The organism is Paenibacillus sp. FSL R7-269 (assembly GCF_000517865.1).
Taxonomy (GTDB): domain Bacteria; phylum Bacillota; class Bacilli; order Paenibacillales; family Paenibacillaceae; genus Paenibacillus_AQ.
Genome location: NZ_ASPS01000033.1, coordinates 1 through 24,954 on the forward strand (window position 1 = coordinate 1; position 24,954 = coordinate 24,954).

Sequence of the window (24,954 nt, forward strand, 5' to 3'; positions counted from 1 at the left end):
CGGGCGCCGCGCTGCAAGGCTGCGGGCCGCGAAGTTGCGGCGCGGCAGGCTGCGCCGCGCCAAGTCCCGGAGCGGCGCAGCGGGAAAGAGCCCGCGCCGTAAGAGCCGTAAGAAGCGTGCGGCAGGCTCCGCGCGCAGGCGGGCCAGCGGCGGCGGCAAGAAGCGCCGCGCGGGCCATGCCGGAAGCCGCCGGAGCAAGCGGCGGCGTAAGGCATCCTGAGCAGCCTGCCCGGTTCCTAAGGGCAGGCCATAATCAAAGGGGAGTGAACCCATGAAGATCATGACGATTTTGGGCACACGGCCCGAGATCATCCGCCTTAGCGTCATCATTCCGCTGCTGGACCGGTATGCGGATCGGCATGTACTGGTGCATACGGGACAGAATTTCACGGCCAGCCTCAGCGGGGTATTCTTCGCCGAGCTGGGACTCCGCGCACCGGACTATGTGCTACAGGATAAGCAGGCCGGACTCGGGGGCCAGCTGGCCGCCATGTTCGGCAGCCTGGAGAGCATTCTGCTCCAGGAGCAGCCGGACCGCGTGCTGCTGCTGGGTGATACCAACAGTGCGCTGTGTGCCATTCTGGCCGAGCGGATGGGCATCCCTGTGGTGCATATGGAAGCAGGCAACCGCTGTTACGATCTGAAAGTGCCGGAGGAGAAAAACCGCCGTGTCATAGATGCCGTCTCCACCATAAATATGCCGTATACCCAGCAGAGTAAAAGACATCTGCTCAGCGAAGGGTTCCCCAGCCAGCGTATCGTGCTAACCGGTAATCCCATCCATGAGGTGATCACGCATTACGAAGAGCAGATCGCAGCCAGTGACATCCTGTCCCGGCTGAAGCTTGAAGCCGGCCGGTATCTGCTGGTGACCGCGCACCGGGCCGAGAATGTCGATGATCCGGAGTCGCTGCTCCAGATTATGACCGGGCTGAACCTGGTGGCTGAGCAGTTGGAGCTCCGCCTGATCTGCAGCATCCATCCCCGTACACGCTCCAAGCTTACGGAGCAGTTCCCGCTGACTATGAACCCGCTGGTGGAGTTTCACGAGCCCTTCGGATTTTTTGACTTTGTTCATCTGGAACGTTATGCCCTGTGCGCCATTACCGACAGCGGCACCGTTCAAGAAGAATGTTGCCTGATGGGAGTACCTACGGTGACCATACGCCGGACAACAGAACGTCCGGAGACCGTCGATTGCGGAAGTAATGTAGTGTCCGGGGTAGAACAGAACAGCATTCTGCGCTGCACCGTGCTGATGACGTCGCTTAAGCCCGATTGGGAGGCGCCGGAAGGGTATCTTGCCCAAGGTGTCTCGGTAAAGGTAGTTAAATTTCTGCTTGGAGGGAACCTGCATGTTCAATAATAAACGGATTCTGGTTACAGGCGGTACCGGTTCCTGGGGGCATGAGCTGATCCGGCAGCTGCTGCCGCAGCATCCCAAAGAAATCATCGTATTCTCCCGCAGTGAGTCTGCACAGGTAGCCATGAGCCGTGAATTTGAAGATCAGCGTCTCAGCTTCATCATCGGCGATATCCGTGACAAGGATGCGCTGGTGGCAGCCTGCCGGGGGGTGGATTATGTCTTCCATCTGGCCGCACTTAAGCATGTACCCGTCTGCGAAGACCAGCCGTACGAGGCACTCAAGACGAATGTGGTCGGTACACAGAATGTCATTGAAGCGGCGATTGCCAACAATGTGGAGAAGGCGATCTACATCTCTACCGACAAGGCAGCTAATCCGTCGAACTTCTACGGCATGACCAAGGCCATCGGCGAGAAGCTATTCGTCTATGCCAATCTGATCGGCTCAGGCACCAAGTTTGTTACCGTGCGCGGAGGCAATGTGCTGGGGACGAACGGCAGCGTGGTCCATCTGTTCATGAAGCAGATCAAGGACAAGGGACAGGTAAAGATTACGGATATGAACATGACCCGGTTCTTTTTCACCCTGCGCGATGCCATTACCCTGTTGTTCAAGGCTTCCGATGTCAGTATCGGCGGCGAGATCTTCGTCATGACCATGCCGACCTGCCGGATCGTGGATTTGGCGGATGTGCTGATCGAAGCTTCCGGGCGGACGGATGTCAGTATGATTGAGACCGGCATCCGCCCGGGTGAGAAAATCCATGAGATCCTGATGAGCGATTTCGAGAGCCTGACTACGGTGGTCTACGATGAGCAGTACCTGGTTATTCTGCCTACGCTAGATATGCCGGAGCTGAAGGAGCATTACCGTCATTTCCCCCATGTGTCCTTCAGCAGCTTCAGCTCCGAGAATCATCTGATGGAGCAGGCTGAAATCAAGGCTATCCTGATCCGGGGAGGGTTCCTCCAGTGAAGCTCCTTATTCTCGGCGGAAATGGTATGGCAGGTCATATGCTGGCGGAGTATTTTCGCCGCCAGGGCAAGCACCACATCTTCCATACAACCCGGGATAAGAAGGATCTTGGAGGGTTGTATCTGGACGCCGACGACATCGCCGGTGTAGAAAAGCTGGTTGAAATCGTCTCCCCCCATTGCATTATTAATGCGATGGGGGTACTCAATCAATTCGCCGAACGGGACCGGATCGGCGCGTACCATGTCAACGGATTCCTGCCCCACCGCCTGCGGAGGGCAGCGGACCAGATTCATGCCCGGCTCATCCACATCAGCTCCGACTGCGTGTTCAAAGGAACACGCGGTGGATACACAGAGGATGATGCCGCGGATGGAACCTCGGTCTACGCCCTTACCAAGAGTCTTGGAGAAGTGCGTGATCCCGGACATCTTACGATCCGCACCTCCATTATCGGGCCTGAGATCCGTTCTGGCGGAATCGGCCTCATGGAATGGTTCCTGGCCCAGAAGGGCCGGGTAACCGGATATGAATGCGTGATGTGGAATGGAGTCACTACCCTGGAGCTGGCCAAAGCCGTCGACTCCTTACTGGACTCGGATCTCTCCGGGCTGATTCATCTGGCCCACCCGCAGCCCGTAAGCAAATATCAGCTGCTGCAGATGATGCAGGCGGCATTTCATAAAGAGGATGTTGAGATCATCCCGCAGCAGACACCAGTTCAGGACCGGACGCTGATCAGCACGAGAAGCGATGTTACGATTGAGCTGCCGTCCTATCCCCGGATGCTTAGCGAGCTTGAGGGCTTTATGCGCAGCTCAGAGCTGCCGACATGAGCGGGCGGCGGCGTCTCCTTATTACCGGAGCTTCCGGCTTTACCGGCAGGCATGCCGTGGCCTATTTTGCCGCCGGAGGAGCGGAGGTGACTGCTGTAGTCCGCCGCGAGCCAGAAGCAGGGCTGTTCCCGGAGGGTGTTCAGCAGGTTGTCTGTGACCTGGGGGACCGCAGGGCTGTAGCGGCAATGATTGGAGCGGTGAAGCCGGATCAGGTGCTGCACCTGGCAGGCAAGAATTCGGTCCCGGAGTCCTGGCAGGACCCGCTGCTCTACATGGAAACCAATGTAATGGCTACTCTATATTTGCTTGAGGCGCTGCGTGTCCAGCCGGCCAGCCGTATTCTGGTGGCCGGCTCCCGGCTTAAGTACAGACCGGGTGCGACAGACCCGCCTCACCCCTACAGCCTCAGTAAGACGCTGGAAGAGCTGGTATCGCTGGCCTGGGGAACACTGTTTGCACAGCCGGTGCTGATGGCGGAGCCCTCGAACCTGATTGGGCCTGGTCCGTCCACCGGCTTCTGTTCCCTGCTGGCACAGCATATTGTACGCAGTGAAGCAGCTGCCGTAGCCGGATCGGCTGCTCCTGCTGCCTTTCGGCTCTCCTCGCGCCATGCGCTGCGTGATTTTCTGGATGTACGTGATGCGGTCAGGGCGTATGGCTTCATTCTGGATTCGGGAGAGACCGGCAGGATCTACCGCATCGATTCCGGGACAGAGCGGGAACTGGGAGAGATTGCAGCGAAGCTGCTGGCTCATGCTGCGGCTCCGGTAAGGATGGACTGGGGGCCGCAGGAGGAGCACAGCCGGGGCAATCCTTCCCTGTCATCTGCCGTTCCGGCGAAGCCTCCATTTGAATCTGCTGATACTAAGGGAACGCCTGAAGCATCGGGGGACTATGCTGCTATGTCCGGCTGGAAGCCGGAGATTGCGCTGGACCGTTCACTGGCAGATATAATCCGCTATACAAGAGCCGGTAAGGAAGGAAGGTTGTTATGAAGCCCAGAGTATCCGTAGTTATTCCTTTTTACAATTGCCCTTATATTGAGCAGGCGCTGCAGAGCGCTATGAGCCAATCCTGGCAGCCTTATGAGATTATCGTAGTGGATGACGGTTCTACTCTGCATGCAGAGCGGATTACCCCTTATCTGCCCTACATTCACTATCTGGGCAAGGCCAACGGCGGCACCGCTTCGGCACTTAACCATGGTATTAGGCATGCCACGGGAGATTATGTAGTCTGGCTCAGCTCGGATGATATGTTCTATCGTGACAAGATCAATAATCAGGTTCTGTTCATGGAACAGAACCGTTTGCTGATCTCGTACACCAACTTCAACTACATTAACGCAAACTCGCAGGCGATGGAGCTGAATGCTGCGGCCGTATTCCCGAACCAGCTTGAATATCTGCGCTGCTTCCTGTACGGCAATCCCATCAACGGCTGTACGGTAATGTTCAAGCGGGAGATCTTCGGAGCCATCGGGATGTTCGATGAAGCGCTGCCGTATACCCATGATTATGATCTGTGGTACCGGGCGATTCTGAATGGTTATGCACCGGTGATGCTGAACCAGTCCTTGACGGCTTACCGCCGGCATGAGGGAATGGGCACGCTCAGACACTACGATGTCATTATGGCTGAAGCTGCAGCAACCAGTGCCCGTTATCACGCTCCGTTAAGCGCCCTGATTGCCTCCATGGGCGGCTAGCTGCCGGAGCGGACAGCCGGCACTGCAGCACAGCCCAAGGTAAGGCAATTAACGCTTAGGAGGGAGAGCATATGTACCGGGAAATCGAAGTGAAAGACTTCCTGCCGGTCCTGCTGGAGCAGTTGAAATTCTCCGAGAGTATACTGGATATCGGCAGCGGTACCGGTACGCTGCTGGAGCGGTATGAAGCCGCAGTGGTGCTGGGGCTGGATATCCACAGGCCTTATCTGCTGCACCGCAAATACAAGGCTCCCCATATCATTCCGGTTCATGCCGATGCCGGTCATATCGATAAGCTGTTCCTGCCGGGAACCTTCTCAGCGGTCACTCTGATTGATTCGCTGGAGCATTTCTCGATGAGTGAAGGCAAGGAGCTGCTGCGTAAGGCGGAGCTCATCGCTGCGAACCGTGTCGTCGTATTTACACCGCGGGGCTTCTTCCCGCAGGAGGGGAAGGACCATTTCAATCTGCATGGAGAGTACTACCAGAAGCACTGGAGCGGATGGGAGCCTGAGGACTTTCTGAAGCTGGGCTACGCTGTAACTGTACTGAAGGGCTTTCACCATGCGGAGAATCCTTCATTCCGGGAAGCCTTCGGTGAGAATCACGCGCCGCTGGACGCCCTGCTCGCCTGCAAGACTGTATAAATGACTCAGGGAGGAGGCCGGGGCATGAATCAGAAGACCAAGGTCTCGGTGGTAATTCCGTTCTATAATTGTCCTTACGTACATCTGGCGGTCGAAAGCGTGCTGGCCCAGAGCTACACGGATATTGAGCTGATCGTGGTGGATGACGGTTCAACGCTCCATACAGAGAAGCTAGACGCCTATAGAAGCCGGATTGTGTATGTCCGCAAGACCAATGGAGGGACCGGCTCGGCCCTCAATAAGGGAATCGAGGTGGCAAGCGGAGCTTATTTTGCCTGGTTAAGCGCGGACGATCTGTTTCATCCCGATAAAATCAGACGGCAGATAGAAGCTATCCGCAATTCGGGCACCTCCTTCAATCATACGGCTTACTACTATATTAATGAGCACGGGCAGCGGTTCTCCGATATAGTCCGAATGCCGTCCTTGCGCAGGCCGGCCCTCATACAGACCATGATGTCCGGCTGTCCGGTGAACGGCAGCACGGTGCTGTTAGATATGGAGGTTCTCTCCAGGGTTGGTATGTTTAATGAGAAGCTCCTGTATACACAGGATTATGATATGTGGCTGCGGATTCTGCCTCATTATGAGTGGTCTTATATAGAAGAGCCGCTGCTGGATTACCGCGTCCATAATGAGATGGGCTCGGTCCTGCACAGCGAGGCGCAGAACCGGGAAATTGCCATGGTTCAGTCCATGCACAGGGGGAAATTGACGAAGCTGCTGAGAAAGGAGAGAAGGAATTGAGACTGACCTTTCCGGTTCTGACCTTATCCAGAGGCGGTGCGCAGCGGATGATAGCGGAGCTTGCGAACGCCCTGACTTTAATAGGCCATGAGGTCGTTGTTCTTATGCCCAGCTTAGGTGTTGTGGAATATGAGATGAAATGTCCGATTATCCCTGTGCCCGCCCCGGTCCTTACAGAAGACCATTTCCCTTACGGGGATGTCATTATCTCCAATTATTATACAACCGTTCCGGTTGCCGAACGGGCCAGCCTTCAGGGCAAAGGGCTGCATATCCGGCTGGCCTTATGCTATGAGCCGAATTTCCTGCCGGATAATAATCAGTCGTTCGCCTCCTACGGCATTACCCGCAACCTGCTTGTACTGTCGCGCTGGCAGCAGGAGGTCATACGGATCAATCACGGCATTAAGGGGATGATTGTTCCGGTCGGTGTTGATCCGCATTTCCATAATACGCATTTTCGCGACAATCCGGGCAAGCCGCTGATCGTCTCGGCTATTATGCGGCGTCCAGAAGGCGGATTCTCCGGCCACCGTGAACAGGAATACCTGATTCAGCAGCTCGATATGGTCAAGCGGCTTCATCCTGAGGTGGAGATCTATATCATGACTCCCCCTGCTGAATATGCCACTTCCGGGAGGTTGCAGGCCTTACTTAATACAGGGCGCTATCAGCTGCGGACACCCGGGAATGACGATGAATTGGCTTATCATTACAATGAGACGGATATTTTTGTCAGCGCAAGTACCAATGATGCCGGTTCACTGCCGGGGCTGGAAGCGATGCGCTGCGGTGCTGCTCTGGCTACCGTATATTCAGGAGGAAATCTCGAATACTGTGCACACGGGCAGAACTGCCTGATGTCGTATCGTCATGAGAACCGTCTTGCTGCAGATATTGTAACGCTCATTAACGACGGGGAGCTTCGCCGGCATCTGGCTGCCAGGGGAGAGCAGGATTCCCTGAGTTTCACCTGGGAGAGAAGCGTACAGGTCTTCCAGGCTGAGCTGTTTGAGATGGTGTCCAGACAAGGCACGTAATGCGTCAGGGCAGAATGCCATACACAGAGAAACCTTCAACCCCGGCTGGCGCTGGGGTTGAAGGTTTTTTTGCCGGAAGACTGGGAGATGAGAAGCTTGTAGTAGTTAGAAGATAGAGAAGGAATTCATCATCTCGCGGAAGGAATGCGCATACTGATCGAAGCCGAAATGCGTAACCATATGCTGACGGCCCTGATAGCAGATAGCTTCGCGCAGCGGGATGTTATTCATCAGTTCCAGTCCTTCGTTCACGGCAGCCTCCACATTGCCAAGCGGATAGAATTTGCCCGTAATATTATGGGTGATGAAGGATCTGACCCCGTCGGAATCCGTGCTGAGTACAGGACAGGAGCAGCAGACAGCCTCAGCTACGGCATATCCGAAGCCTTCTGTGACAGAGCTGGACAGCAGGAAGCCTCCTGAAGCGGCAATCGATGAATAGTAGACAGGCATCATCTGGTTAGGCATATTCGTGAACACATTCAGCCGGTCATTCAGACCAAGAGCATGCAGTTCTTCATTGAATGCCGCCTTCTGGTCATCGGAGGCCAAGCCCGGATCATGGAACATCCAGAGATGCAGGTTAGGTTTTGCTTTGCGGATATGGTGGGCAATCTTCAGGTACTCGCTCCAGTTCTTGTTGGGTTCCAGCCGACCTACCCAGGCAATGACAGGATCAACGGGCGCCTCAGCGGGGATATACCGGAATCCTTGTACATCCACAAGGTTCGGAATGACATAGCGCTGGAGCCAGGGGCAGATCTCGATAAACAGCTCCAGTAAATGATCGGTGGGGGGAATCAGCACGGCATTGCAGAAGGATTGCAGATAAGGCACAGAATCTATAATCACATTACGGGCTTCACTTCGTGTTCCCAGACCCTGGGACTCGTAGATCAGGAGGCCTCCATACCCCAGCCGGCGCAGACGTTCCAGCAGCAGATAATCTGAGGTTACAATGATGGCGTCATAATGATGGGCATTCAGTATAGCCCTGATATCTTCATCCTGCGAAGTGATAAATACCGGGAAGCTTACACTATTGTGGGTGCCGGACCCCGGCATGAGATAGAGCACATGGCATTCGATGCCGTTCTTTTGAAGACTCTCACACCGCAGCCTGTTCAGGGTCTCCACCCCGCCGCTAGGTACATAAAACGTAAATAGAATTCTCAAGCTTACCCCTCCTGATCTGGACTGCCTGCGGAGAAACACAGTCTGCTGTTATATAAGATACGCCGGATTTCTCTTACACGTGACTGTGGGGGGCGGCATTGCCAAATCCTTTCTGGATAGCCCGGCAGCGGAGGAGCCATGCTAAGTCTTGTGACGCTGCACTACATTATTCTGTGATGGGAGATGAAGGAATGTTGCGATCGAAATTCGGCTTGTCCGTGTCTGCTGCCTTGCTGGCCGGCGCCTTAAGTATGACCGGCTGCAGTGCCGGCCATTCGGCAGATAATGGCAATATGCAGACGAAAAGTGTAAGGGGGACTGACGGGCGAATCCACGTGAACTCCGCACGGGACGGAATGCGTGACGATGACTTCGGCAGCATGGAGGTAAGCAAGGAATTGGCTGACCGTGTAGCGGCCATGCCGGAAGTTCGTTCGGCTAACGTTATCATGGTCGGCCGAAGCGCTTATGTCGCTGTAATGCTGGAGCATGCTTCGGGCGGTATCCACACCCGGAATACCACCCGCGAGGCGGCTACCGGAAGAGGGACAGCTGCCGGTGTTCCCGGAATGACGGGGACAGGCGGCTCCATGGCGGGCATTCCAGGGAGTCTGACAGGCACCGGAACCGTTGGCGGTACAGGTATGGCGACTCCCGGAGATTATCCGGGGAACGGCAATAACGGGATTATGTCCAGAAGCAATATGGGGGAGGATAAAGACAATCTTCCCGGGGAGATCAAGAATAAAATCGCTGCAGAGGTTAAAAAAGGCAACACATACGTCAGCAATGTGTATGTCTCGGCGAACCCGGATTTCGTGGAACGGGCCGATTATTATGCCCGGGAATTCCGTGCCGGACATCCGCTCAGAGGCTTCGCGAATGAATTCCGTATCATGGCGGAACGGATTTTCCCTGCGCGCAGCGGAAAGTGAGCAGCCTACTGCATAGTGCCTTGAATGAAGATAGTATTCCAGAGGGATATGAGGCTTATTCAAATGACGGGCACAGATGGGCATAGACGGGCACAAGTGAATGAAGACAAACGCAAACAATGCAGCCCTCTTACCCGGAAAGCCGGGTGAGAGGGCTGCATTGCCTGCGTTTATAGGAATACGAAGCTGCGTCTTACTGCCTGTATTTAGGCCTTCAGCTTGCGTCCGCCGATCCATACGCCGCGCAGGTTCAGGTCTTGGTTCAGCTGCAGAATATCGCCGCGCTTCCCTGCCTCAAGCGTTCCGATAGACCGCTGCAGGCCTAGTGACAGCGCCGGATTAAGGCTGGCAGCCTGTGAGGCTTCGAGCAGGCTGAGACCGACCTCCTGAACCAGATAACGGAACCCGCTAATCATGGTCAGTGTGCTGCCGGCCAGAGCTTCAGGATGCTCCTTCAGCGTGGCTATGCCGTCTTTGACGATCACAGGCAGATCACCGATGGCATATTCTCCGTCGCTGAGTCCCGTCGCTGACATGGCATCTGTGATCAGCAGCAGATTATGATTGTTCTTGAGCCGGGTAATGAGGCTGATGGCTGCCGGATGAACATGGATTCCGTCGGCAATGACCTCGGCTCTGATCCGGGGATCGAACAGGACGGCACCGGCCGTTCCCGGCTTGCGGTGATGCAGCGGCGTCATGGCATTGAACATGTGCACCGCCTGGTTCAGTCCCGCATCGGCAGCGGTAATCACCTGCTCGAATGTAGCATCTGTGTGGCCGAGTGCAGCCGTAATGCCATGCTTGCGCAGCCACTGGATAGCTTCCAGAGCAGCTTCGCGCTCGGGAGCCAGGGTGACCTGACGGATCATTCCCGGATACTTGTCCTCCCATTCCTCCAGCCATTCTATATTAGCCGGAACAATGTGCTCAGGATTCTGCGCTCCAGGCCATCTTACGCTAATGAAAGGTCCCTCCAGATGTACACCTGCCAGCCTTGCAAAGGGCATGCCGCCTTCACGCGTGCGATAAGCATCTACCTCTGCCAGCACCTGATCGATGTCTGCCTTGGCAGCTGTCATGGTTGTAGCAAGCATCGAGGTCGTCCCGTGTGAGGCATGGAACCGTGTGATGGTGTCAAGAGCATCTGCATCGCTGTACATGAAGTCATGTCCGGCTCCGCCGTGTACATGCACATCGACGAATCCGGGGATCAGCAGACCTTGCGGCTCACGGGTGACTGTCTGCCAGCCCTCATAAGCTGCGGGCAGCCAAGCGGCTTCTCCTACATATTGAATCAAGCCTTCTGCTACGGCAATTACACCCTGCTCGATGATTCCATCAGGAGTCAACACCTTACCGTACAACAGTTCTCCGCTCATACCGTTTATTTCAGCCATTTGGCAGCACCTTCATCCAGCAGGACGACCACATTCGGATGGCTCTGCAGCAGCGAAGCGGGGCACTGGGTAGTGATAGGGCCCTCCAGCGCATTTTTAACCGCTTCCGCCTTCTCTTCCCCGCGGACAAGCAGTACAATCTGCTTCGCCTTGAGAATACCGCCGATGCCCATCGTTACCGCCTGACGCGGTACATCCTCTACACGGTCGAAGAAGCGGGCATTGGCTTCCAGGGTCTCTTCCAGCAGATCGACCACATGCGTTCCGCTGCTCAGGCTGGCATCCGGCTCGTTGAAGCCGATATGGCCGTTGCTGCCGATGCCGAGGATCTGCAGATCCGCCGGACCGTTATCCTCCAGCAACTTGTCATACGCACGGCATTCGGCCGCAAGGTCTGGAGCATTTCCGTTAGGCACATGAGTGCGGGCCGGGTCGATATCAACGTGATTGAACAGATGCTCATTCATGAAGCTCCGGTAGCTCTGCGGATGATCCACAGGCAGTCCGACATATTCGTCCAGGTTGTAGGATGAGGCTTTGGCGAAGCTGACATTGCCCTTGCGGTGCATTTCTACCAGCTTCTCATATACCCCGACAGGGGAGCTTCCGGTAGCCAGCCCGAGAACGGCTCTGGGATTGCTCTGCAGCAGACTGGCGATCAGGTTAGCTCCTGTGGCTGCGAAATCTTCTTCATGCTGAAATTTCAAAATATTCATTAGATTTGACCTCCCCGTTTATGACGGTAATGTTGGACGTTCCGGTAAGATTGCTCAAGCCTTGGGATGAAATCTCCAAACCGGGTACTGACCATGCCGGTGAACAGAATATCGATAATATGCAGCTGTGCGATCCGTGAAGCCATATCGCCGCGCCGCATGCCCTGCTCAAGAGACGAGGAGAACAGCGGAATGTCAGCGAGTGTAGCCAGAGTACTGCTTCCGTAGGAGGTTAACGACACCGTAGCTGCGCCGCTTGCGGCTGCACAGGTTAAGGCATCCACCGTCTCCGGGGTCTCCCCCGAATAAGAGACTGCGAAGGCCACATCGCCGGAAGAGAGTGAGGAAGCGGAAGTAATCTGCATATGGGAATCGGCAAAAGCGGTGCAGTTCACGCCGATGCGGATCAGCTTCTGATAGAAATCCTGGGCTACGATGGATGAGGTCGCCATCCCGTACAGATCGACCCGCCGCGCCCGGCACAGCAGATCAATGACCTGCTGCAGCCGGCCCAGATCCAGCAGCGAGGTGGTGTCCCGGATCGAGGCCAGGTGGTTGGCCTGCATGGCCTCTACAATGAATTGCAGCGGATTGCCGGCCACGATGTCCTGATAAGAGGAGCTGCCGGTCTCCGGCGAGCCGTCGCTATGCGCCAGCTCAGCTGCCAGCTTGAGCTTGAAATCAGGGTAACCCTTGAAGTGCAGCGCTTTGCAGAACCGCGTAATCGTCGCCGTGCTGATGCCGCATTCCTCCGCCAGCTCCGTGATGCCCATATGGACAATTTCCCCGGGCGAGGCCAGAATGCGCTCAGCCAGCTTGCGTTCCATTTGCGACAGCTTGGAATTGTCATGCTCCAGAGCATGCAGAATGGGAGACAAGCGCTCACCTTCTTTTCTATAGAATCAGATTCATGTAGCTTTCTCTACTTACCCGAATGAAAATGTAGAAATGGACATGCGGAAATGGACAGGTTAAGTTTTGACCTAAGTTGCATTTGAAATTATTTTACATAATATTTGTGTTTATTAAGAAAATTATTTTCATAATCAGGATAAAACAAATTGCGGAAGGTTGCAATAGGCAGTTTGGTTTAAGGCTGGTCTGGGGCAGAATTAAGGAGATGGAGGTGGTGGATTTGTGGTAGGGGGGAGGATGGAAGGATTATTGTAAGAGGAAACAGTTGGATTTTCGTTACTTATTAACTCGTAATTCAGTTTGTTGTGGAAAATAATTGGATTTTGCTGCTTAATTTTGCTCATATTCCACTTTAAGCTCATTGAGTAAAAATTAAATGCTGTTTTTCCATCTATTCATTTCTGCTTCATGCATTGGCGGAGGGGAATATAGCCAACCAAGTGGCAGGAGATACAAAAAGCTGCAATCTGCATGTTTGAAGGCACACGCACTGATTGCAGCTTTTACATAATTAGTATGTTTACTTAGTGATCCCGTTTGCAGCCTTTGTCCTGTTGGCAGTACGTCTGCCGCGCAGCAGCTCCCATAAGATGAAGACGAGTATCAGCAGCTGTGGGATGGTAGTCTCCCAGGTCGGATACATGCCAAGCCAGCCGATGGAAGGCAGACTGTGCCCGTTATGGGCGGGCAGCTTGCCAGCGATCTGTAAGGCATGAAGGCTCTCACCGAGGAAGCGGAACACCAAATAGTAGATCAGTGCTGTAGCGACGCGGAAGAAGGCAACAACCGGCAATCTGGCGCTCAGTGCAATCATGGCATAGCCGAGAATGATCAGGACTATAAGAGCACTGCCAATCCCGAGCAGCAGCTGAGAGGTATCGATGGCCGGGGCCATCCCTGCGTAAAAAATCGTAGTCTCCGCCCCTTCGCGCAAAATGGCCAGCGCAGCGATGAAGAACAGGTACCACAGATTGCCCTTGGCCAGGGCACCCTGCATCTGGCGGTCTACATATTTATTCCAGGCCGCCGTGCTGGATTTGCCGTGCAGCCAACGGCCGACGGTGAGCATCATGATCACGGCCACGAGGCCGGCGATCCCTTCGATCAGCTCGCGTGCGCCGCCAGAGGCGGCTTGAGAGAGGGAATAGGTCAGCAATACGGCGAGGCCGATACTTGCAGCGAGACCTGCCGCCGCACCAGACCATACCCAGCGGCGTGCCGCCGGTACTGCTTCACGGCGCAGATAGGCAAGTAGGGCGGCGAGTACTAGAATCGCCTCCAGCCCCTCGCGCAGCAGAATGAGTGCCGCATCCCATGCGGTATAAGTCTGTTCCCCGGCCAGCGGCGTCAGCTCAGAAAGCATCGTGCCCATTAGCGATAGCGCTTGGTCCAGCTTCGGAGGGCTGGAGAGCAGATAACCGGTGACGGCGGTGCTCTCGTTCTCGATGCTGGCATAGACCTTGGGGGAGGCCAGCTGGACCTGGCCTTCGGCCGAAGGCCAGGCAGTGATGAACTGTTCCATGATATCAGCGGCTGCTGCGCTGTCGCCGGCCTGGGCGGCGGCGGAAGCTTGCTTCAGATAGCGGATCAGCCCTTCAATGGAAGCTGGCTCCGCTGGCGCGCCACCGGTATCGGCGGCTTTACCTTCGCTGTAGCCGGACAGGAGCGTCACCAGCGCTTCCGCTTCCGCCTGCGCGGCCTCTCCGCGGACCGGCTCTGCCTGCAGCGCAATGCGCAGCAGGCTCATCTTCGTCTCCAGCAAGCCGTAGACGGCGGGATTGTCCGCCCGGATGCCGCGTTCCGCCGGCGTCCAGCCGCTCACCACGGCGCGGTAGGCTTCCGCCGCCGCGGCCCAGTCGGCGCTGCGCGCCGCATCCCGCGTGCGCTCCGCCGCGGGCAGCAGCTTCGCCGCCGCTGCGCGTCCGGCGGCGCCCGTGTCACCGCCGCCTTCGCCTGCGGCGGCGGTGACGAACGCGTCCACGCTGCGGGCGAGCGTGGACAAGGCTGCCTTGGCGGGCGCTCCGCCGCCGCCCGCCAAAGCTTCCGCCGCAGCGGCCAGCGCGGCGTCCACCTCAGCAGCCGGACCGGCGAGTGCCGGGTCCGGCGTGCTCCCGTTCGCGCTGCGCCACAGCACCGCGAACGAATCGACATCGGCCGCCGCCGCTTCCCAGCGGCTCTGGCCGGCCTCGACCAGCGCGCTGCCTACAGGCGGCAGCAGCTCATCCAGCGGCGCGCCTGACGCAGAAGCCGGCGCGCCGGGCAGCAGCACAAGCAGGCAGAGGAGCAGCAGCGCTGCCCTGATCTGCCGCCAAGGACCATGTATAACTGTGATCTTCATCGGGATCATTCCTCTCAGGCATTCAGTCATCCCAGCAGCATCTCCCCGATATAGCCGCCTTCGTGTACACCCGGGAAGCAGGCGAAGACAGCACTGCCGGTGTGAACCATATATTCATTCAGCCGGTCATTTTTAGCGAGGCGCTGCTGGATGCTGACGAACTGCTTCATCAGATCCTTTTGGAAGCTGATGAATACCAGACCGGCATCAAGCTGTCCGGTCTTGAGATCCATGCCGCTGGAATAGGAATAGGAGCGGCGCAGCATTTGGACCGAGCCGTCTCCATGGGCGAGAGCGGAATGGGAGTCCGGCGGGATGAGCGGCTTGCCGGCAGCATCCGCTGCTGCCAGATTTAGCTCAGCGAATTCATCTCCGGCTCCAATAGGTGCGCCGCTCTGCCGGTGCCGCCCGAAGGTGGCCTCCTGATCGCTCAGCGAGGAGCGGTCCCAGACCTCAATACGGAACCGTACGCGGCGCACCGCAAGATACGTGCCCCCATTCATCCAGGCCGGGCCATCGGCGTTGCCGCTCCAGACGATATTTCGCATCAGCGTCTCATCGGTGACGTCCGGATTCCCCGTACCGTCCTTGAAGCCGAGCAGATTACGCGGGGTGCCGCCTGACGGATCGGCGCTGCCGCTGCGCTGGAAGCCTTCCTGGGTCCAGCGCAGCACCGCTGTGCCCCGGGCGATGCGGGCCAGATTGCGGATGGCATGGAACGCCACCTGCATATCATCCGCGCAGGCCTGCACACAGAGATCGCCGCCGCACCACTGCGGCTCCAGGCTATCCCCTGGGAATGCCGGGAGCTCAATGAAGGAGGCGGGCCGCTTCCCGGCCAGCCCGAACCGGCTGTCAAACAGGGCCGGGCCTGCCCCGAAGGTAAGTGTGCACTTGGAAGGGGTGAGACCATCCGCCTCGCCGGTATCGGTAGGCGGAAGATTGGGCTTGTCGTTCGCCGTGCCGATCATCGTACCGGAAGTAAGCGCGGCAGCAGCTGTAGTCCAAGCCTGCATAAGTTTCTGTACATCACCGACGCTGGTAGTCGTCACATCAAATGAAGCGAAGCACAGAAAATTCTGCGCAGGGGTAAGAATCCCCGCCTGGTGCTTGCCGTAGAAGGGGATCGTATCCGCCTGTTCTTCATTCTGCCCGAAGGCTGCGGCGGCCGGGACCGCCCGTCCTGCTGCCTGGCGTGCCGCCATAATGCCGCCCACACCGCCTCCGCCCAGCAGCAGCCCGATACCCGAGGCACCGGTCAGCCGCAGCATATCGCGGCGGCTGAATTTGGTATTGAACAGCTTAGTCTCCGCTGCAGGAATTCCGTGATCCGCGTCAGCCGCATTCCGGGCATTCTTATCTTTCTTGTTCATATCGTCACACTCCCAGAATCGTTCCCATGTTGGATAGCGGCTCAGCCAAGGCGTCGAGGTTCTGGCTTAACCTGCGGACCTCCTCCGGTTTGAGCGTTTCGTAAGAGACGTACCCCTCCCCCGATTTGAACGGCGCCAGCTCATTCATTAAGGCGGTGAACCGCTCGCCGATGGTTTGCTCAAGGGCCGGGTCTTTTTTGGCCAGCTCCGGCTTTAGCAGCTCATAGATCTTCTGGGCCCCCTCCACATTCGCCACAAAATCATACAAATCCGTATGGGAATAACGCTCCTCTTCCCCCGTAACTTTGGAGGAGGAGACCTCATTCAGCAGCTCTACCGCCCCGGTAACGAGCAGATTGGCATCGATTCCGGCCGTCTCCACCTTGGCACGCAGCAGCTGCGCATCCTTCAGCAGGCGGTCCGCGACATCCGTCATGCCCTCCGTTGTATGATTCTGCCAGAGTGCCTGTTCAATCTTATGGAAACCGCGCCACTGCGCGGCATCCACATCATTCTCACGGGCATCTATATTCGGGTCCAGATCTCCGAGCGCTTCCGCGATCGGCTCGATCCGCTCATAGTGCATACGCGCCGGAGCATACAGCGCTTTGGCTTCTTCCAGCTTGCCCGCCTTGACGGCATCCGTGAAGCCTTCGGTCTGCTTGACGAACGCATCGCATTGTTCAATGACGTATTTGCGGTATTCGTCGATGGCAGTGGTGAAATCTGCGTTGGTCTCACCTCCGGCCTTCGCTACACTTTCTGTCCCGCTACCTGCCTGGGCTGCGGCATTATTTCCCGAATCATTGCTGTTATTACCATTGTTATTACTGTTGTCCTTGCCCGCACATCCGGCGAACAGGAGGGACGCTGCAAGCAGACCCGCAGGTACTGCATAACCTATTTTCATCCGGTGGATACCCCTTTTCGATTATGAAAATGATAATCGTTATCAATTATGGACTTATCATAATTCCACAGCTAATAGCTGTCAATAAAAATGTGATAATTATCATATCCATGCAGGAACGCACAAAAAAGCCTTCCGACAGGCGGAAGACGCAGATCATATCTGTATTCCTGCACAAAATGCAGCTATGTACTCATAACAACGGCCCAAAATCATAGCTCAACCGCCTGATCTGTGACTACACCGTGGACCGCTCAATAATCCGGTAGTCCAGCTTGCGGTAGACCGGCCCCAGGTGCTCCGAGTGGATCTGCTCATGGATAATGCGGAAGGCGGCGGCCCCCATCTCATACAGGTGGTTATCCATGGTGGTGATCTGAAGCAGCCGTCCGATTGGCTGGTTGTCGAAGCCCATAACTGCGAGGTCATGAGGGATGCTAAGGCCGGCTCTGCGCGCTTCAATAATCAGCCCGGCAGCAACATGGTCTCCCGTAATAATCATGGCTTCCGGCCGCTGTGGCATCTTCAGCAGGGACTGTGCAACGGCTGCGCCGTCTTCCTCCGTTGTACAGTCATAGATCATCCATTCCTCTTCAAAAGCCAGCTTATGCTCAGCAATGAATTCGCGGTAAGCAGCCTGACGGATCACGGCGCTGCTGCCATTACTCCGTCCTTCACAATATCCGATGGAGCGGTAACCTTTGCCGGTCAAGTACTCCAGACCTTCCTTGAAAGCCGCATAATGCTCAATATAGACAGAAGAGTATCGCCGCGCTCCGTTGTCTTGGCAAGTGACAACCGGACCGTAGGCCGTATACTCCTCAATGATGTCCGGCTTCAGCGCAGTAGATACAATCACGACACCGTCAATTTCTTTATGGCGCAGCATCTCCAGCACTTTGATTTCTTCTTCCTCCAGATAATTGCTCTGGCACAGAATCAGCCGGTATTGCGAGAGCAGCGCCTCGCGGGCAATGCCATTCATAATAATAGAGAAATAAAAAGCATGAATATACGGCAGAATCACCGCCACCGCACCGGTACGTCCGGTAATCAGATGAACGGCGTTCATATTGCGGGTATAGTCGAGCTGCTCAATCGTCTGCAGTACAGCGTCTCTTTTGTCCTTACTGACATACGGATGATTATTCAGCACCCGTGAGACGGTCGTTACAGATACTCCGGCCATCCGGGCGATTTCTTTAATATTAGCCACGTTCGTCTGGGCCTCCTGTGTGAGACTGGTATGACCTTATTCTAACATAGAAATGAACCGCTTTTCGGCCGATAAAAAGCTTGCTATGGAATCCATTTCATACATTACACTGGGGGTGCAACAACAGCTCTACCGGAGAAACCGGCGTGACCGCAAGGGCGTGACGGACCGGTACAGCTTGCTGCTGTAACGCGTATTCTATAGCATTTGCCCGCCGGCTGCAGCCCTTAACGCGTAAGGAGCTGCGGCCGGTTTTGCTGCGGCCTGGCTGCGATGTTCCGGGATTGTCCAGACTCTGCGCCTGCCCCCGCCCAATTTAATGCTGCGACAGCACCATTACTTGCCCCTCCACATAGTATGTTTTGACTGTATCCCTTTACCTTGTTATACCAAACAAACCCAGGGCAAGGAGGGGTGACACCATTGAAGGGCAACGAACATCATAGCAAATTCTTGTTGACGCATCGTGAACGCGAAGTATTCGAGCTTCTTGTGCAGGACAAAACTACACGGGATATTGCCGGACTGTTATTCATCAGCGAAAAAACCGTCCGCAACCACATCTCCAACGTAATGCAAAAATTAAACGTAAAAGGCCGTTCGCAAGCGGTTGTCGAGCTGATCAAGCTTGGGGAGCTGAAAATATAGCTGCCATGCTTCAGAGGTGATGCGTTTAAGCCTTCCGTTATCCTTCGGGATGAGGGGAGGTTTTTTGTTTGGAGGAAAAGACCGGCAGGTGATGTCGATTTTCTATTCCTTTTTATTTATGCCTCTGTACATATCAAATGAAATAAGTAACGCTCAACTCGTTCACATTTAATCACATTTAATCACGTTCATTAACGAAATTGTATTCACAGATGGTAAATTACGTTATATAATGTGAGTAACAGTGAATGTGGTGCGCAACTCCTTTACTGAATAATACTTATGAAAGGTAAGTGATTGTATGTTTATGGAGGAACGACATCAAGAAATTCTAAAGATATTGGAAAAGGAAGGAAGAATTAGGGCAAGTGAAATTGAAACGCTATTTAATATCGGCTTTGATACGGCAAGACGTGATTTACGTATTCTTGAAGAAAAAGGACTCCTAAGACGAACACATGGTGGAGCGATTCCTGCCTTGCAAATAGGTTATACTACACCACCCAAATATACACCACGAGACATAACGGAAATAAAAGATAATTATTTAGCTATCGCGAGAAAAGCAGTTAGTTACATCAAGGCTAATGATGTAATTTTTCTGAATGCCGCTTCAGTAGGTTATTTTATGGCACAAAATTTGCCTGAAAACATCCCTTTTACGGCTGTAACTAATTCAATTGTTATTGCAGGTGAACTTAGAAATTATGATAATATCAATACCATTATGGTCGGTGGCGAGATGAGTCAGAAAGGTCAGTTTAGTGACTACTATGCTATCGAATTTGTTAAAAACATTCGTTTTGATATCAGCTTCTTAACAAGCGCTGGTCTTTCTGCTGCTTTTGGGATGTCCATTCAAAAATCCAAAGGTGTCGGTTTTACACAAGCAGTTGTTGAAAGTTCTAAATGTAATATAGCTTTATATCCGTCTGAGAAAATTGGAGTAGAATCCATATTAAAAATTTGTTCTGCAGATAAAATTGATAAGCTAATCACTGATTGGGATGCTGCTGAAGATCAGTTGGTCGAAATTGAAGAGTTGGGTGTAGAAGTAATTGTTGTAGAACAAGGAACGATAGTTGAATAACACATAATGATAAATGAATTCATTAGAACCACTTTTTTATCGATGGCTACCCGGGAGGTGTGAAAGAATGAAATGGCAGCAAGTAGGAGAATTGTTTCCTGACCAATTTGTTTTGCTTTCCATTCTTGACTATCGCGAGGAAGATGATAAGAAAATTATAACGGAAGTAGCTCCTGTTCGTGCAGTATCTGAGAAGAACGCCAACCAGGAATTTTTCAGCGCCGGACCTGGCAATCTTGTCTATCACACTGCCAATGAGGAGTGCGTTATTCATCTGCGCAGAGACCCATTGATGAGAGTGAGGCCCATGGTTTTATCGTAGATATGCAAAAGATGGAGTTGCGTTCGCTTTAATGATATCGCTTCCATGCTTCAAAAGTGAATAAACCAAGTGACTGCCGCCGGGAAAGGGGGCCTCATTTGGTCTTTTTTTCAAGCTGGACAGTCATCGCTGCAAAAATAGCTTTGCATTTGTAAAGATAGTGATTATAATCACAAACTAATTCGAATCACATGATAAATTTATAGGATCAAGGGACGCCAGGAGGATTTATAATGACAAGATACGAACAACAGAGACAACTGCTGAAATCGAATTTTCAAGAATTCAAGCATATCCGAACAGACAAGATTAAGGGCATCGCGCAGCCGCCGATTGTGAAGTCCTATGATGAAGAGGCGCAGATCATTGATTTGCCTGAGGTCAGCCGGGACGTTGTGAGTCAGAACAATATTGTGGATTGCATCGGCCAGAGAAGGAGTACAAGATTCTATTCAGCCGACACGCTAAGTCTGGAGGAGCTATCCTATTTACTATGGGCCACCCAGGGCATTACCGGGATGAGCAAGAACGGACTGACTCTGCGGACGGTACCGTGTAGCGGGGCGACCCATACGTTTGAGACCTATCTGATGATTATGCGGGTAGAAGGAATACAGCAGGGCATTTACCGATACCTTCCTGTGGAGCACAAGCTGTTGTTTATGTTTGAATTAGACCAGCTGGAACAGAAGATTGATGCGATCACGCTGGAGCAGCCCTTTGTCCCCAACTTCGCCAAGAAGGCTGCCGTTCTGTTCGCCTGGAGCACTACGCCGTACCGGTCTGAATGGAAATATGATATCTCCGCGCACAAAAAAATTCTCATTGATGCCGGGCATGTCTGCCAGAATCTGTACCTGGCCAGTGAATCCATCGGGGCCGGAGCTTGTGCCATCGGAATCTATGATCAGCAGCTGATTGATGAGGTGCTCGAACTGGATGGCGAAGAAGAATTTGTAATCTACATGGGCGCGGTCGGGAAGAAGCGGGAATAGCGGCATATTACCGGTTCCGAAGGATATACTCCCAATAATCCAACGCACTCTGATTAATAACATCGTCACTCGCCTGGAAGGAAGCGCCGAACACGGCCAAGTAAGGCAGGGCGGTTGCGCCGACATGGATGGCACTGGCCTGGAACGGGGCGATGATCTCATCTACTGTAAAAGAAACAGACCCGGCCGGCTGGTAGTTTTCCTTTTTATCGCCGATGGTCATAGCTATGCCCAGCTTCTTACCCTTCAGCTTGTTGCCGCTTGAGCCGTAAGCCCAGCCGTGAGTGAACACATCGTCCAGCCATTTTTTCAGCAGCGGGGGGTAGCTATACCAATATAAGGGGAATTGGAAAATAATCAGCTCGTGCCCCTCCAATAAACGCTGCTCCCGCGGAACATCGATGCTCCAGTCCGGGTACTCCTTGTAAAGCTCATGGACCATAACGTCCTCCGGATGCAACAGCAGCTCTTGTCTCCATCTCCGGTTCACTCTTGAAGCCTCTATATCAGGGTGTGCCAGGATTACCAGGGTTGTCATTAGGGATCACCTTTCCGGTGTATAATTTGTGTTGTGCAGCTGCTTCTATTATTTTGTAAGTTCCTGAAAATGTAAATACACACAATGAAGTAACCTAGTTACCTCCAGGTATGCATGGAAATCGGGTGCCGGATGTGGCAGAATAGAGATCATTAGATCAGCGCGTTGTTATGACTGCTGGGGAGGTGCCGGGATGAAGCAATATCATTTAGGGATCGAGGCGACGCTTGAGATTATTGGCGGGAAGTGGAAGTCGCTGATCATATGTATACTGATGTCGGGAACGAAGAGGACGAGTGAACTGCAGCGCAGTATTCCGGGTATCTCGCAAAAGGTTCTGATTCAGCAGCTTCGCGAGCTGGAACGGGACGGGATCATCGGCAGAGTGGTTTATAGCCAAATGCCGCCCAAAGTGGAATATTACATCACCGAGTATGGGATTACTGCTAATGAGATCATTGACCTGATGTGCTCCTGGGGGAGAACCAATATTGCGATCCGGCAACAGCGGGGCGAGGAAGTCATGCTGTTTGATAAGGACCCCGAATAGGAGCACACGGAAATATTGATCTATTGACATTAGTTTGATATCAAACTATAATTCGTTTATGGAAACCAGAGATGCTATTTCACTTATATCCAAGATCCGCGAGAAGGTTAACCGGTTCATCGTACAAGAGCTGGCGAAGCAGGGAGTAAACGGCATTGCCACCTCACACGGGGATATTCTGTATGCGCTGCTGGCGAAGCACAGACTCACCATGGCCGAGATCTCGGCACATATTCATAAGGACAAATCTACAGTTACAGCACTTGTGGATAAGCTGGTCCGGCTGGGACTGGTTATGAAGGAGAGGGATCAGGAGGACACCCGGTACGTATATGTTACTCTAACCGGGAAGGGGAAGGAGCTGGAGCCGGTATTTGAATCGGTCTCTTCTGCCATACTGAAGCAGTTCTACCGCGATATCACGGAAGAAGAGCAGAAGATTTTGCTGACGATTTTAATGAAAATCAATCATAATTTCTAAAAAAATTTGTATGATAGTTTGATATAAAACTATAAATGGAAAGGACATTACAATGAGAGACTACATTGATGAATTACCGCCGCATACAGAGAAATATGTCGGTGAGCATGATGTTTACCTGGAGATTTATAAGGGAGAGGAGGCGCGGGAAGGCCAGGAACAGGAGAATAAGGTACCCCTGCTGTTTGTGCATGGTGCGTATACCGGAAGCTGGATGTGGAGCAAGTACATTCCCCATTTCATTAGCGAAGGCTGGACCTGTTATGTGATGAATCTGAGAAGTCATTACCGGAGCCGGGTGCTGGATATGACGCAGATTGCCTTTGAAAATTATTTGGAGGATATCCATGAAGTAGTGCAGGTGATCCAGGCTGAATGCGGAGTTACTCCTGCCCTGATCGGGTTCAGCATGGGCGGGATTCTTAGCCAGAAGGTGGCGGAGACAGCCGGTCTGGCCGGACTTGTGTTGATTGATTCAAGTCTATGCAGAGAGGTACATGAGGAGGTTCCTTATACGGATATCGTTAAGATAATGCCGGGTAACGTAGTACCCGCTCCGGTTCGCGAAGAGGAGACCAGCCTGGATGAGACGGCAGAAGACATAGCGTTTCAGCGCAAATACCTGACGATGGAGTCCGCCAAGGCATTTCGGACTTTTTCTTATCATTTCGGGGCAGCTGGGGTATCCGTAGACAGCGGGTCCATTACTTGCCCTTGTCTGGTGATCCATGCCGTTAACAGTGATGAAGATGAGCGCCGGGGCAGAGCCAATGCAGCGTATTTCCGCGCAGCCTACGCAGGTCTTTGGGGCACCACCCATACCGGCCTGCTCGTAGGACAGCGCTATCTGGAAGCAGCAGAGACGATCCTGCGGTGGTTAGCAAGATAATGTAGTGCAGCAAATAAAAGGCCGCCTGAACCGGGATGCTCCCGTTCCTTAGCGGCCTTAACCTGATAGGTGAATGGTATTCTATATATACATCTAATTGAAAATTAGTGAAATTTGACGGTCTTGATGCGTGATTCCTGTTCGTAAGTAAGCGGACTTGGGGTTGGCGGTGTGTGCAGATGACGATGTGCGCTATATTCCATCTTCCGGTAATCTTCTTCTCCGGAAGCCATGCCCGGCTGCCACATCCCGGTTACCCAATTCTTCAGTTCCTTAATTCCTGCCAGCATTGCATTCATCCTCCTTGGCGATGAAATACGGTAATGAACCTCTGGTACATCTATTTTGGTTACGCTTTCATTATAGCATACATAATCCAAAAAGCAATGAAATGTCCGCCTGATAAAGACAAATAAATAAGGAATAATGTTGTGATAACTGGGTTTGTATTTGTATAAGAGAATAATGTCCTTGTGTGATGGACTATATGAGGGCAACAAAAAAGCGGCAGCCGGGAGGGCGGTCGCTTCGGGGCAGGATGTTATGCAGAAGCAGCTAAACGTTTCAATTCAGCTTCCTGATCTATAGAACGCCGGGCCAGTATATCGAGCGTGGCGTCGTGTCCTCTTAGACTTCGGTCGATCCGCTCCAGAGAATCCCGGCCAGCAACGACTTCAGCGTTGACTTCGGACACCGCTTGTTGAATCAGTGGAATTAGCTTCGTATCTTCCTTGATGCTTTCGATATCAGCCTTGACGGTAACGATATCATCCTTGATGGTAACGATGTCGGCCTTAATGTTAACAATTTCATCCTTGATGATCACAAGCTCGGCCGTAATTTCAGACTTGAATGTAGCGAATTCTGACTGAAGATTTTTAATATCGGACTTCAATCCAGAAATCTCGGACTTCATTCCGTTAATTTCGGATTTTACGCCTTGCAGCTCGGTAAGAATCTGCTGGAGAATTACATCGCTCATAGGGCACAGCTCCTTAGATAGGGTAGGAATAGGACTGCTGCTTGAAGGGGGGATACCTGGGGAATAGGTACAGGTCATTATAGCATATTTGCGTCATTATTGGGTGCTGCTGTAAAAAGAATTCCATGAACCTATTGGACATTAGAGAACTGATACTTAA

General features: G+C 53.5%; 28 protein-coding genes. 17 read left to right on the forward strand and 11 right to left on the reverse strand.

The genetic code is table 11. From position 1 onward, the window contains the following. From C162_RS36375 to C162_RS16960, 9 genes are all read left to right on the forward strand, one after another. Positions 1–275 (forward strand): hypothetical protein (locus C162_RS36375; RefSeq protein WP_200869212.1); only part of this gene is annotated, 275 nt, incomplete at its 5' end. Further along, positions 272–1,366 (forward strand): non-hydrolyzing UDP-N-acetylglucosamine 2-epimerase, encoded by a 1,095-nt coding sequence (gene wecB / locus C162_RS16925; RefSeq protein ID WP_036695697.1) that lies wholly within the window; start codon positions 272–274, stop codon positions 1,364–1,366. The genes C162_RS36375 and wecB, both read left to right, overlap by 4 nt. Further along, on the forward strand, positions 1,356–2,342 hold the full coding sequence (locus C162_RS16930; RefSeq protein ID WP_036695698.1) for a polysaccharide biosynthesis protein: 987 nt from the start codon (positions 1,356–1,358) through the stop codon (positions 2,340–2,342). The genes wecB and C162_RS16930 overlap by 11 nt, the downstream gene beginning before the upstream one ends. Next, the gene (locus C162_RS16935) at positions 2,339–3,178 is read left to right on the forward strand and encodes a dTDP-4-dehydrorhamnose reductase family protein (RefSeq protein WP_036695699.1); all 840 of its coding nucleotides are present in this window, start codon (positions 2,339–2,341) and stop codon (positions 3,176–3,178) included. The genes C162_RS16930 and C162_RS16935 overlap by 4 nt, the downstream gene beginning before the upstream one ends. Continuing rightward, the gene (locus C162_RS16940; RefSeq protein WP_036695700.1) at positions 3,175–4,173 is read left to right on the forward strand and encodes an NAD-dependent epimerase/dehydratase family protein; all 999 of its coding nucleotides are present in this window, start codon (positions 3,175–3,177) and stop codon (positions 4,171–4,173) included. The genes C162_RS16935 and C162_RS16940 overlap by 4 nt, the downstream gene beginning before the upstream one ends. Then, positions 4,170–4,886: a glycosyltransferase gene (locus tag C162_RS16945; RefSeq protein WP_036695701.1), complete on the forward strand. Its 717-nt coding sequence runs from the start codon at positions 4,170–4,172 to the stop codon at positions 4,884–4,886. The genes C162_RS16940 and C162_RS16945 overlap by 4 nt, the downstream gene beginning before the upstream one ends. 71 nt (positions 4,887–4,957) lie before the next feature. After that, positions 4,958–5,533 (forward strand): class I SAM-dependent methyltransferase, encoded by a 576-nt coding sequence (locus tag C162_RS16950; protein ID WP_036695702.1) that lies wholly within the window; start codon positions 4,958–4,960, stop codon positions 5,531–5,533. A 24-nt stretch (positions 5,534–5,557) separates the two neighbouring features. Further along, complete coding sequence (locus C162_RS16955; RefSeq protein WP_036695703.1) at positions 5,558–6,280, forward strand: glycosyltransferase family 2 protein; 723 nt, start codon at positions 5,558–5,560, stop codon at positions 6,278–6,280. Further along, complete coding sequence (locus C162_RS16960; protein WP_036695704.1) at positions 6,277–7,320, forward strand: glycosyltransferase family 4 protein; 1,044 nt, start codon at positions 6,277–6,279, stop codon at positions 7,318–7,320. The genes C162_RS16955 and C162_RS16960 overlap by 4 nt, the downstream gene beginning before the upstream one ends. Before the next feature lie 105 nt (positions 7,321–7,425). Here C162_RS16960 and C162_RS16965 read toward each other — a convergent pair whose 3' ends face one another. Then, positions 7,426–8,496, reverse strand: coding sequence for a glycosyltransferase family 4 protein (locus C162_RS16965; protein ID WP_036695705.1), 1,071 nt, complete (start codon positions 8,494–8,496; stop codon positions 7,426–7,428). A 191-nt stretch (positions 8,497–8,687) separates the two neighbouring features. Between C162_RS16965 and C162_RS34425 the strand changes: the two genes are divergently transcribed. Then, positions 8,688–9,431, forward strand: coding sequence for a YhcN/YlaJ family sporulation lipoprotein (locus tag C162_RS34425; protein WP_051493622.1), 744 nt, complete (start codon positions 8,688–8,690; stop codon positions 9,429–9,431). A gap of 206 nt (positions 9,432–9,637) precedes the next feature. Here C162_RS34425 and nagA read toward each other — a convergent pair whose 3' ends face one another. The 7 genes from nagA to C162_RS17005 form a co-directional block, all read right to left on the reverse strand. Next, entirely contained in the window at positions 9,638–10,831 is a 1,194-nt protein-coding gene (gene nagA / locus C162_RS16975; protein ID WP_036695706.1) for an N-acetylglucosamine-6-phosphate deacetylase, read from the reverse strand. Beyond that, entirely contained in the window at positions 10,819–11,547 is a 729-nt protein-coding gene (gene nagB, locus C162_RS16980; RefSeq protein ID WP_036695707.1) for a glucosamine-6-phosphate deaminase, read from the reverse strand. The genes nagA and nagB overlap by 13 nt, the downstream gene beginning before the upstream one ends. After that, positions 11,547–12,425 carry a MurR/RpiR family transcriptional regulator gene (locus C162_RS16985; RefSeq protein ID WP_036695708.1) on the reverse strand — a complete coding sequence of 293 codons (879 nt, stop codon included), beginning with the start codon at positions 12,423–12,425 and terminating at the stop codon, positions 11,547–11,549. The genes nagB and C162_RS16985 overlap by 1 nt, the downstream gene beginning before the upstream one ends. Before the next feature lie 557 nt (positions 12,426–12,982). After that, positions 12,983–14,830, reverse strand: coding sequence for an FTR1 family iron permease (locus C162_RS16990; protein WP_063829033.1), 1,848 nt, complete (start codon positions 14,828–14,830; stop codon positions 12,983–12,985). Beyond that, positions 14,827–16,173, reverse strand: coding sequence for an iron uptake transporter deferrochelatase/peroxidase subunit (efeB, locus tag C162_RS16995; RefSeq protein WP_084648955.1), 1,347 nt, complete (start codon positions 16,171–16,173; stop codon positions 14,827–14,829). Before efeB ends, C162_RS16990 begins: the two co-directional genes overlap by 4 nt. 4 nt (positions 16,174–16,177) lie before the next feature. Beyond that, positions 16,178–17,083, reverse strand: coding sequence for an iron uptake system protein EfeO (gene efeO, locus C162_RS17000; RefSeq protein WP_036695709.1), 906 nt, complete (start codon positions 17,081–17,083; stop codon positions 16,178–16,180). 238 nt (positions 17,084–17,321) lie between these two features. Next, positions 17,322–18,299 carry a LacI family DNA-binding transcriptional regulator gene (locus C162_RS17005; protein ID WP_036695710.1) on the reverse strand — a complete coding sequence of 326 codons (978 nt, stop codon included), beginning with the start codon at positions 18,297–18,299 and terminating at the stop codon, positions 17,322–17,324. A 423-nt stretch (positions 18,300–18,722) separates the two neighbouring features. Between C162_RS17005 and C162_RS17010 the strand changes: the two genes are divergently transcribed. The 4 genes from C162_RS17010 (at position 18,723) to C162_RS17025 (ending at position 21,354) form a co-directional block, all read left to right on the forward strand. Beyond that, positions 18,723–18,947: a helix-turn-helix domain-containing protein gene (locus C162_RS17010; RefSeq protein WP_019908812.1), complete on the forward strand. Its 225-nt coding sequence runs from the start codon at positions 18,723–18,725 to the stop codon at positions 18,945–18,947. A 301-nt stretch (positions 18,948–19,248) separates the two neighbouring features. Continuing rightward, complete coding sequence (locus tag C162_RS17015) at positions 19,249–20,037, forward strand: DeoR/GlpR family DNA-binding transcription regulator (RefSeq protein ID WP_036695712.1); 789 nt, start codon at positions 19,249–19,251, stop codon at positions 20,035–20,037. A gap of 67 nt (positions 20,038–20,104) precedes the next feature. Continuing rightward, positions 20,105–20,359 carry a hypothetical protein gene (locus C162_RS17020; RefSeq protein ID WP_036695714.1) on the forward strand — a complete coding sequence of 85 codons (255 nt, stop codon included), beginning with the start codon at positions 20,105–20,107 and terminating at the stop codon, positions 20,357–20,359. 233 nt (positions 20,360–20,592) lie between these two features. After that, a complete protein-coding gene (locus C162_RS17025; RefSeq protein ID WP_036695716.1) occupies positions 20,593–21,354 on the forward strand; it encodes a SagB/ThcOx family dehydrogenase in 762 nt (253 codons plus the stop codon). A 7-nt stretch (positions 21,355–21,361) separates the two neighbouring features. Here the strand turns inward: C162_RS17025 and C162_RS17030 are convergent, their stop codons facing one another. Continuing rightward, positions 21,362–21,892, reverse strand: a complete 531-nt coding sequence (locus C162_RS17030) for an NAD(P)H-dependent oxidoreductase (protein WP_036695719.1) — start codon at positions 21,890–21,892, stop codon at positions 21,362–21,364. 193 nt (positions 21,893–22,085) lie between these two features. Between C162_RS17030 and C162_RS17035 the strand changes: the two genes are divergently transcribed. The 3 genes from C162_RS17035 to C162_RS17045 are packed head-to-tail and all read left to right on the forward strand — an operon-like array spanning position 22,086 to position 23,812. Next, on the forward strand, positions 22,086–22,442 hold the full coding sequence (locus C162_RS17035) for a winged helix-turn-helix transcriptional regulator (protein ID WP_036695721.1): 357 nt from the start codon (positions 22,086–22,088) through the stop codon (positions 22,440–22,442). Positions 22,443–22,500: 58 nt separating this feature from the next. Then, the gene (locus C162_RS17040) at positions 22,501–22,923 is read left to right on the forward strand and encodes a MarR family winged helix-turn-helix transcriptional regulator (RefSeq protein ID WP_036695786.1); all 423 of its coding nucleotides are present in this window, start codon (positions 22,501–22,503) and stop codon (positions 22,921–22,923) included. Positions 22,924–22,975: 52 nt separating this feature from the next. After that, positions 22,976–23,812 (forward strand): alpha/beta hydrolase, encoded by an 837-nt coding sequence (locus tag C162_RS17045; protein WP_036695722.1) that lies wholly within the window; start codon positions 22,976–22,978, stop codon positions 23,810–23,812. Between the two features lie 104 nt (positions 23,813–23,916). Here the strand turns inward: C162_RS17045 and C162_RS17050 are convergent, their stop codons facing one another. Further along, positions 23,917–24,102 carry a hypothetical protein gene (locus C162_RS17050; protein WP_036695723.1) on the reverse strand — a complete coding sequence of 62 codons (186 nt, stop codon included), beginning with the start codon at positions 24,100–24,102 and terminating at the stop codon, positions 23,917–23,919. 251 nt (positions 24,103–24,353) lie between these two features. Continuing rightward, positions 24,354–24,794 carry a hypothetical protein gene (locus tag C162_RS17055; RefSeq protein WP_036695724.1) on the reverse strand — a complete coding sequence of 147 codons (441 nt, stop codon included), beginning with the start codon at positions 24,792–24,794 and terminating at the stop codon, positions 24,354–24,356. Between the last annotated feature and the right edge of the window lie 160 nt (positions 24,795–24,954).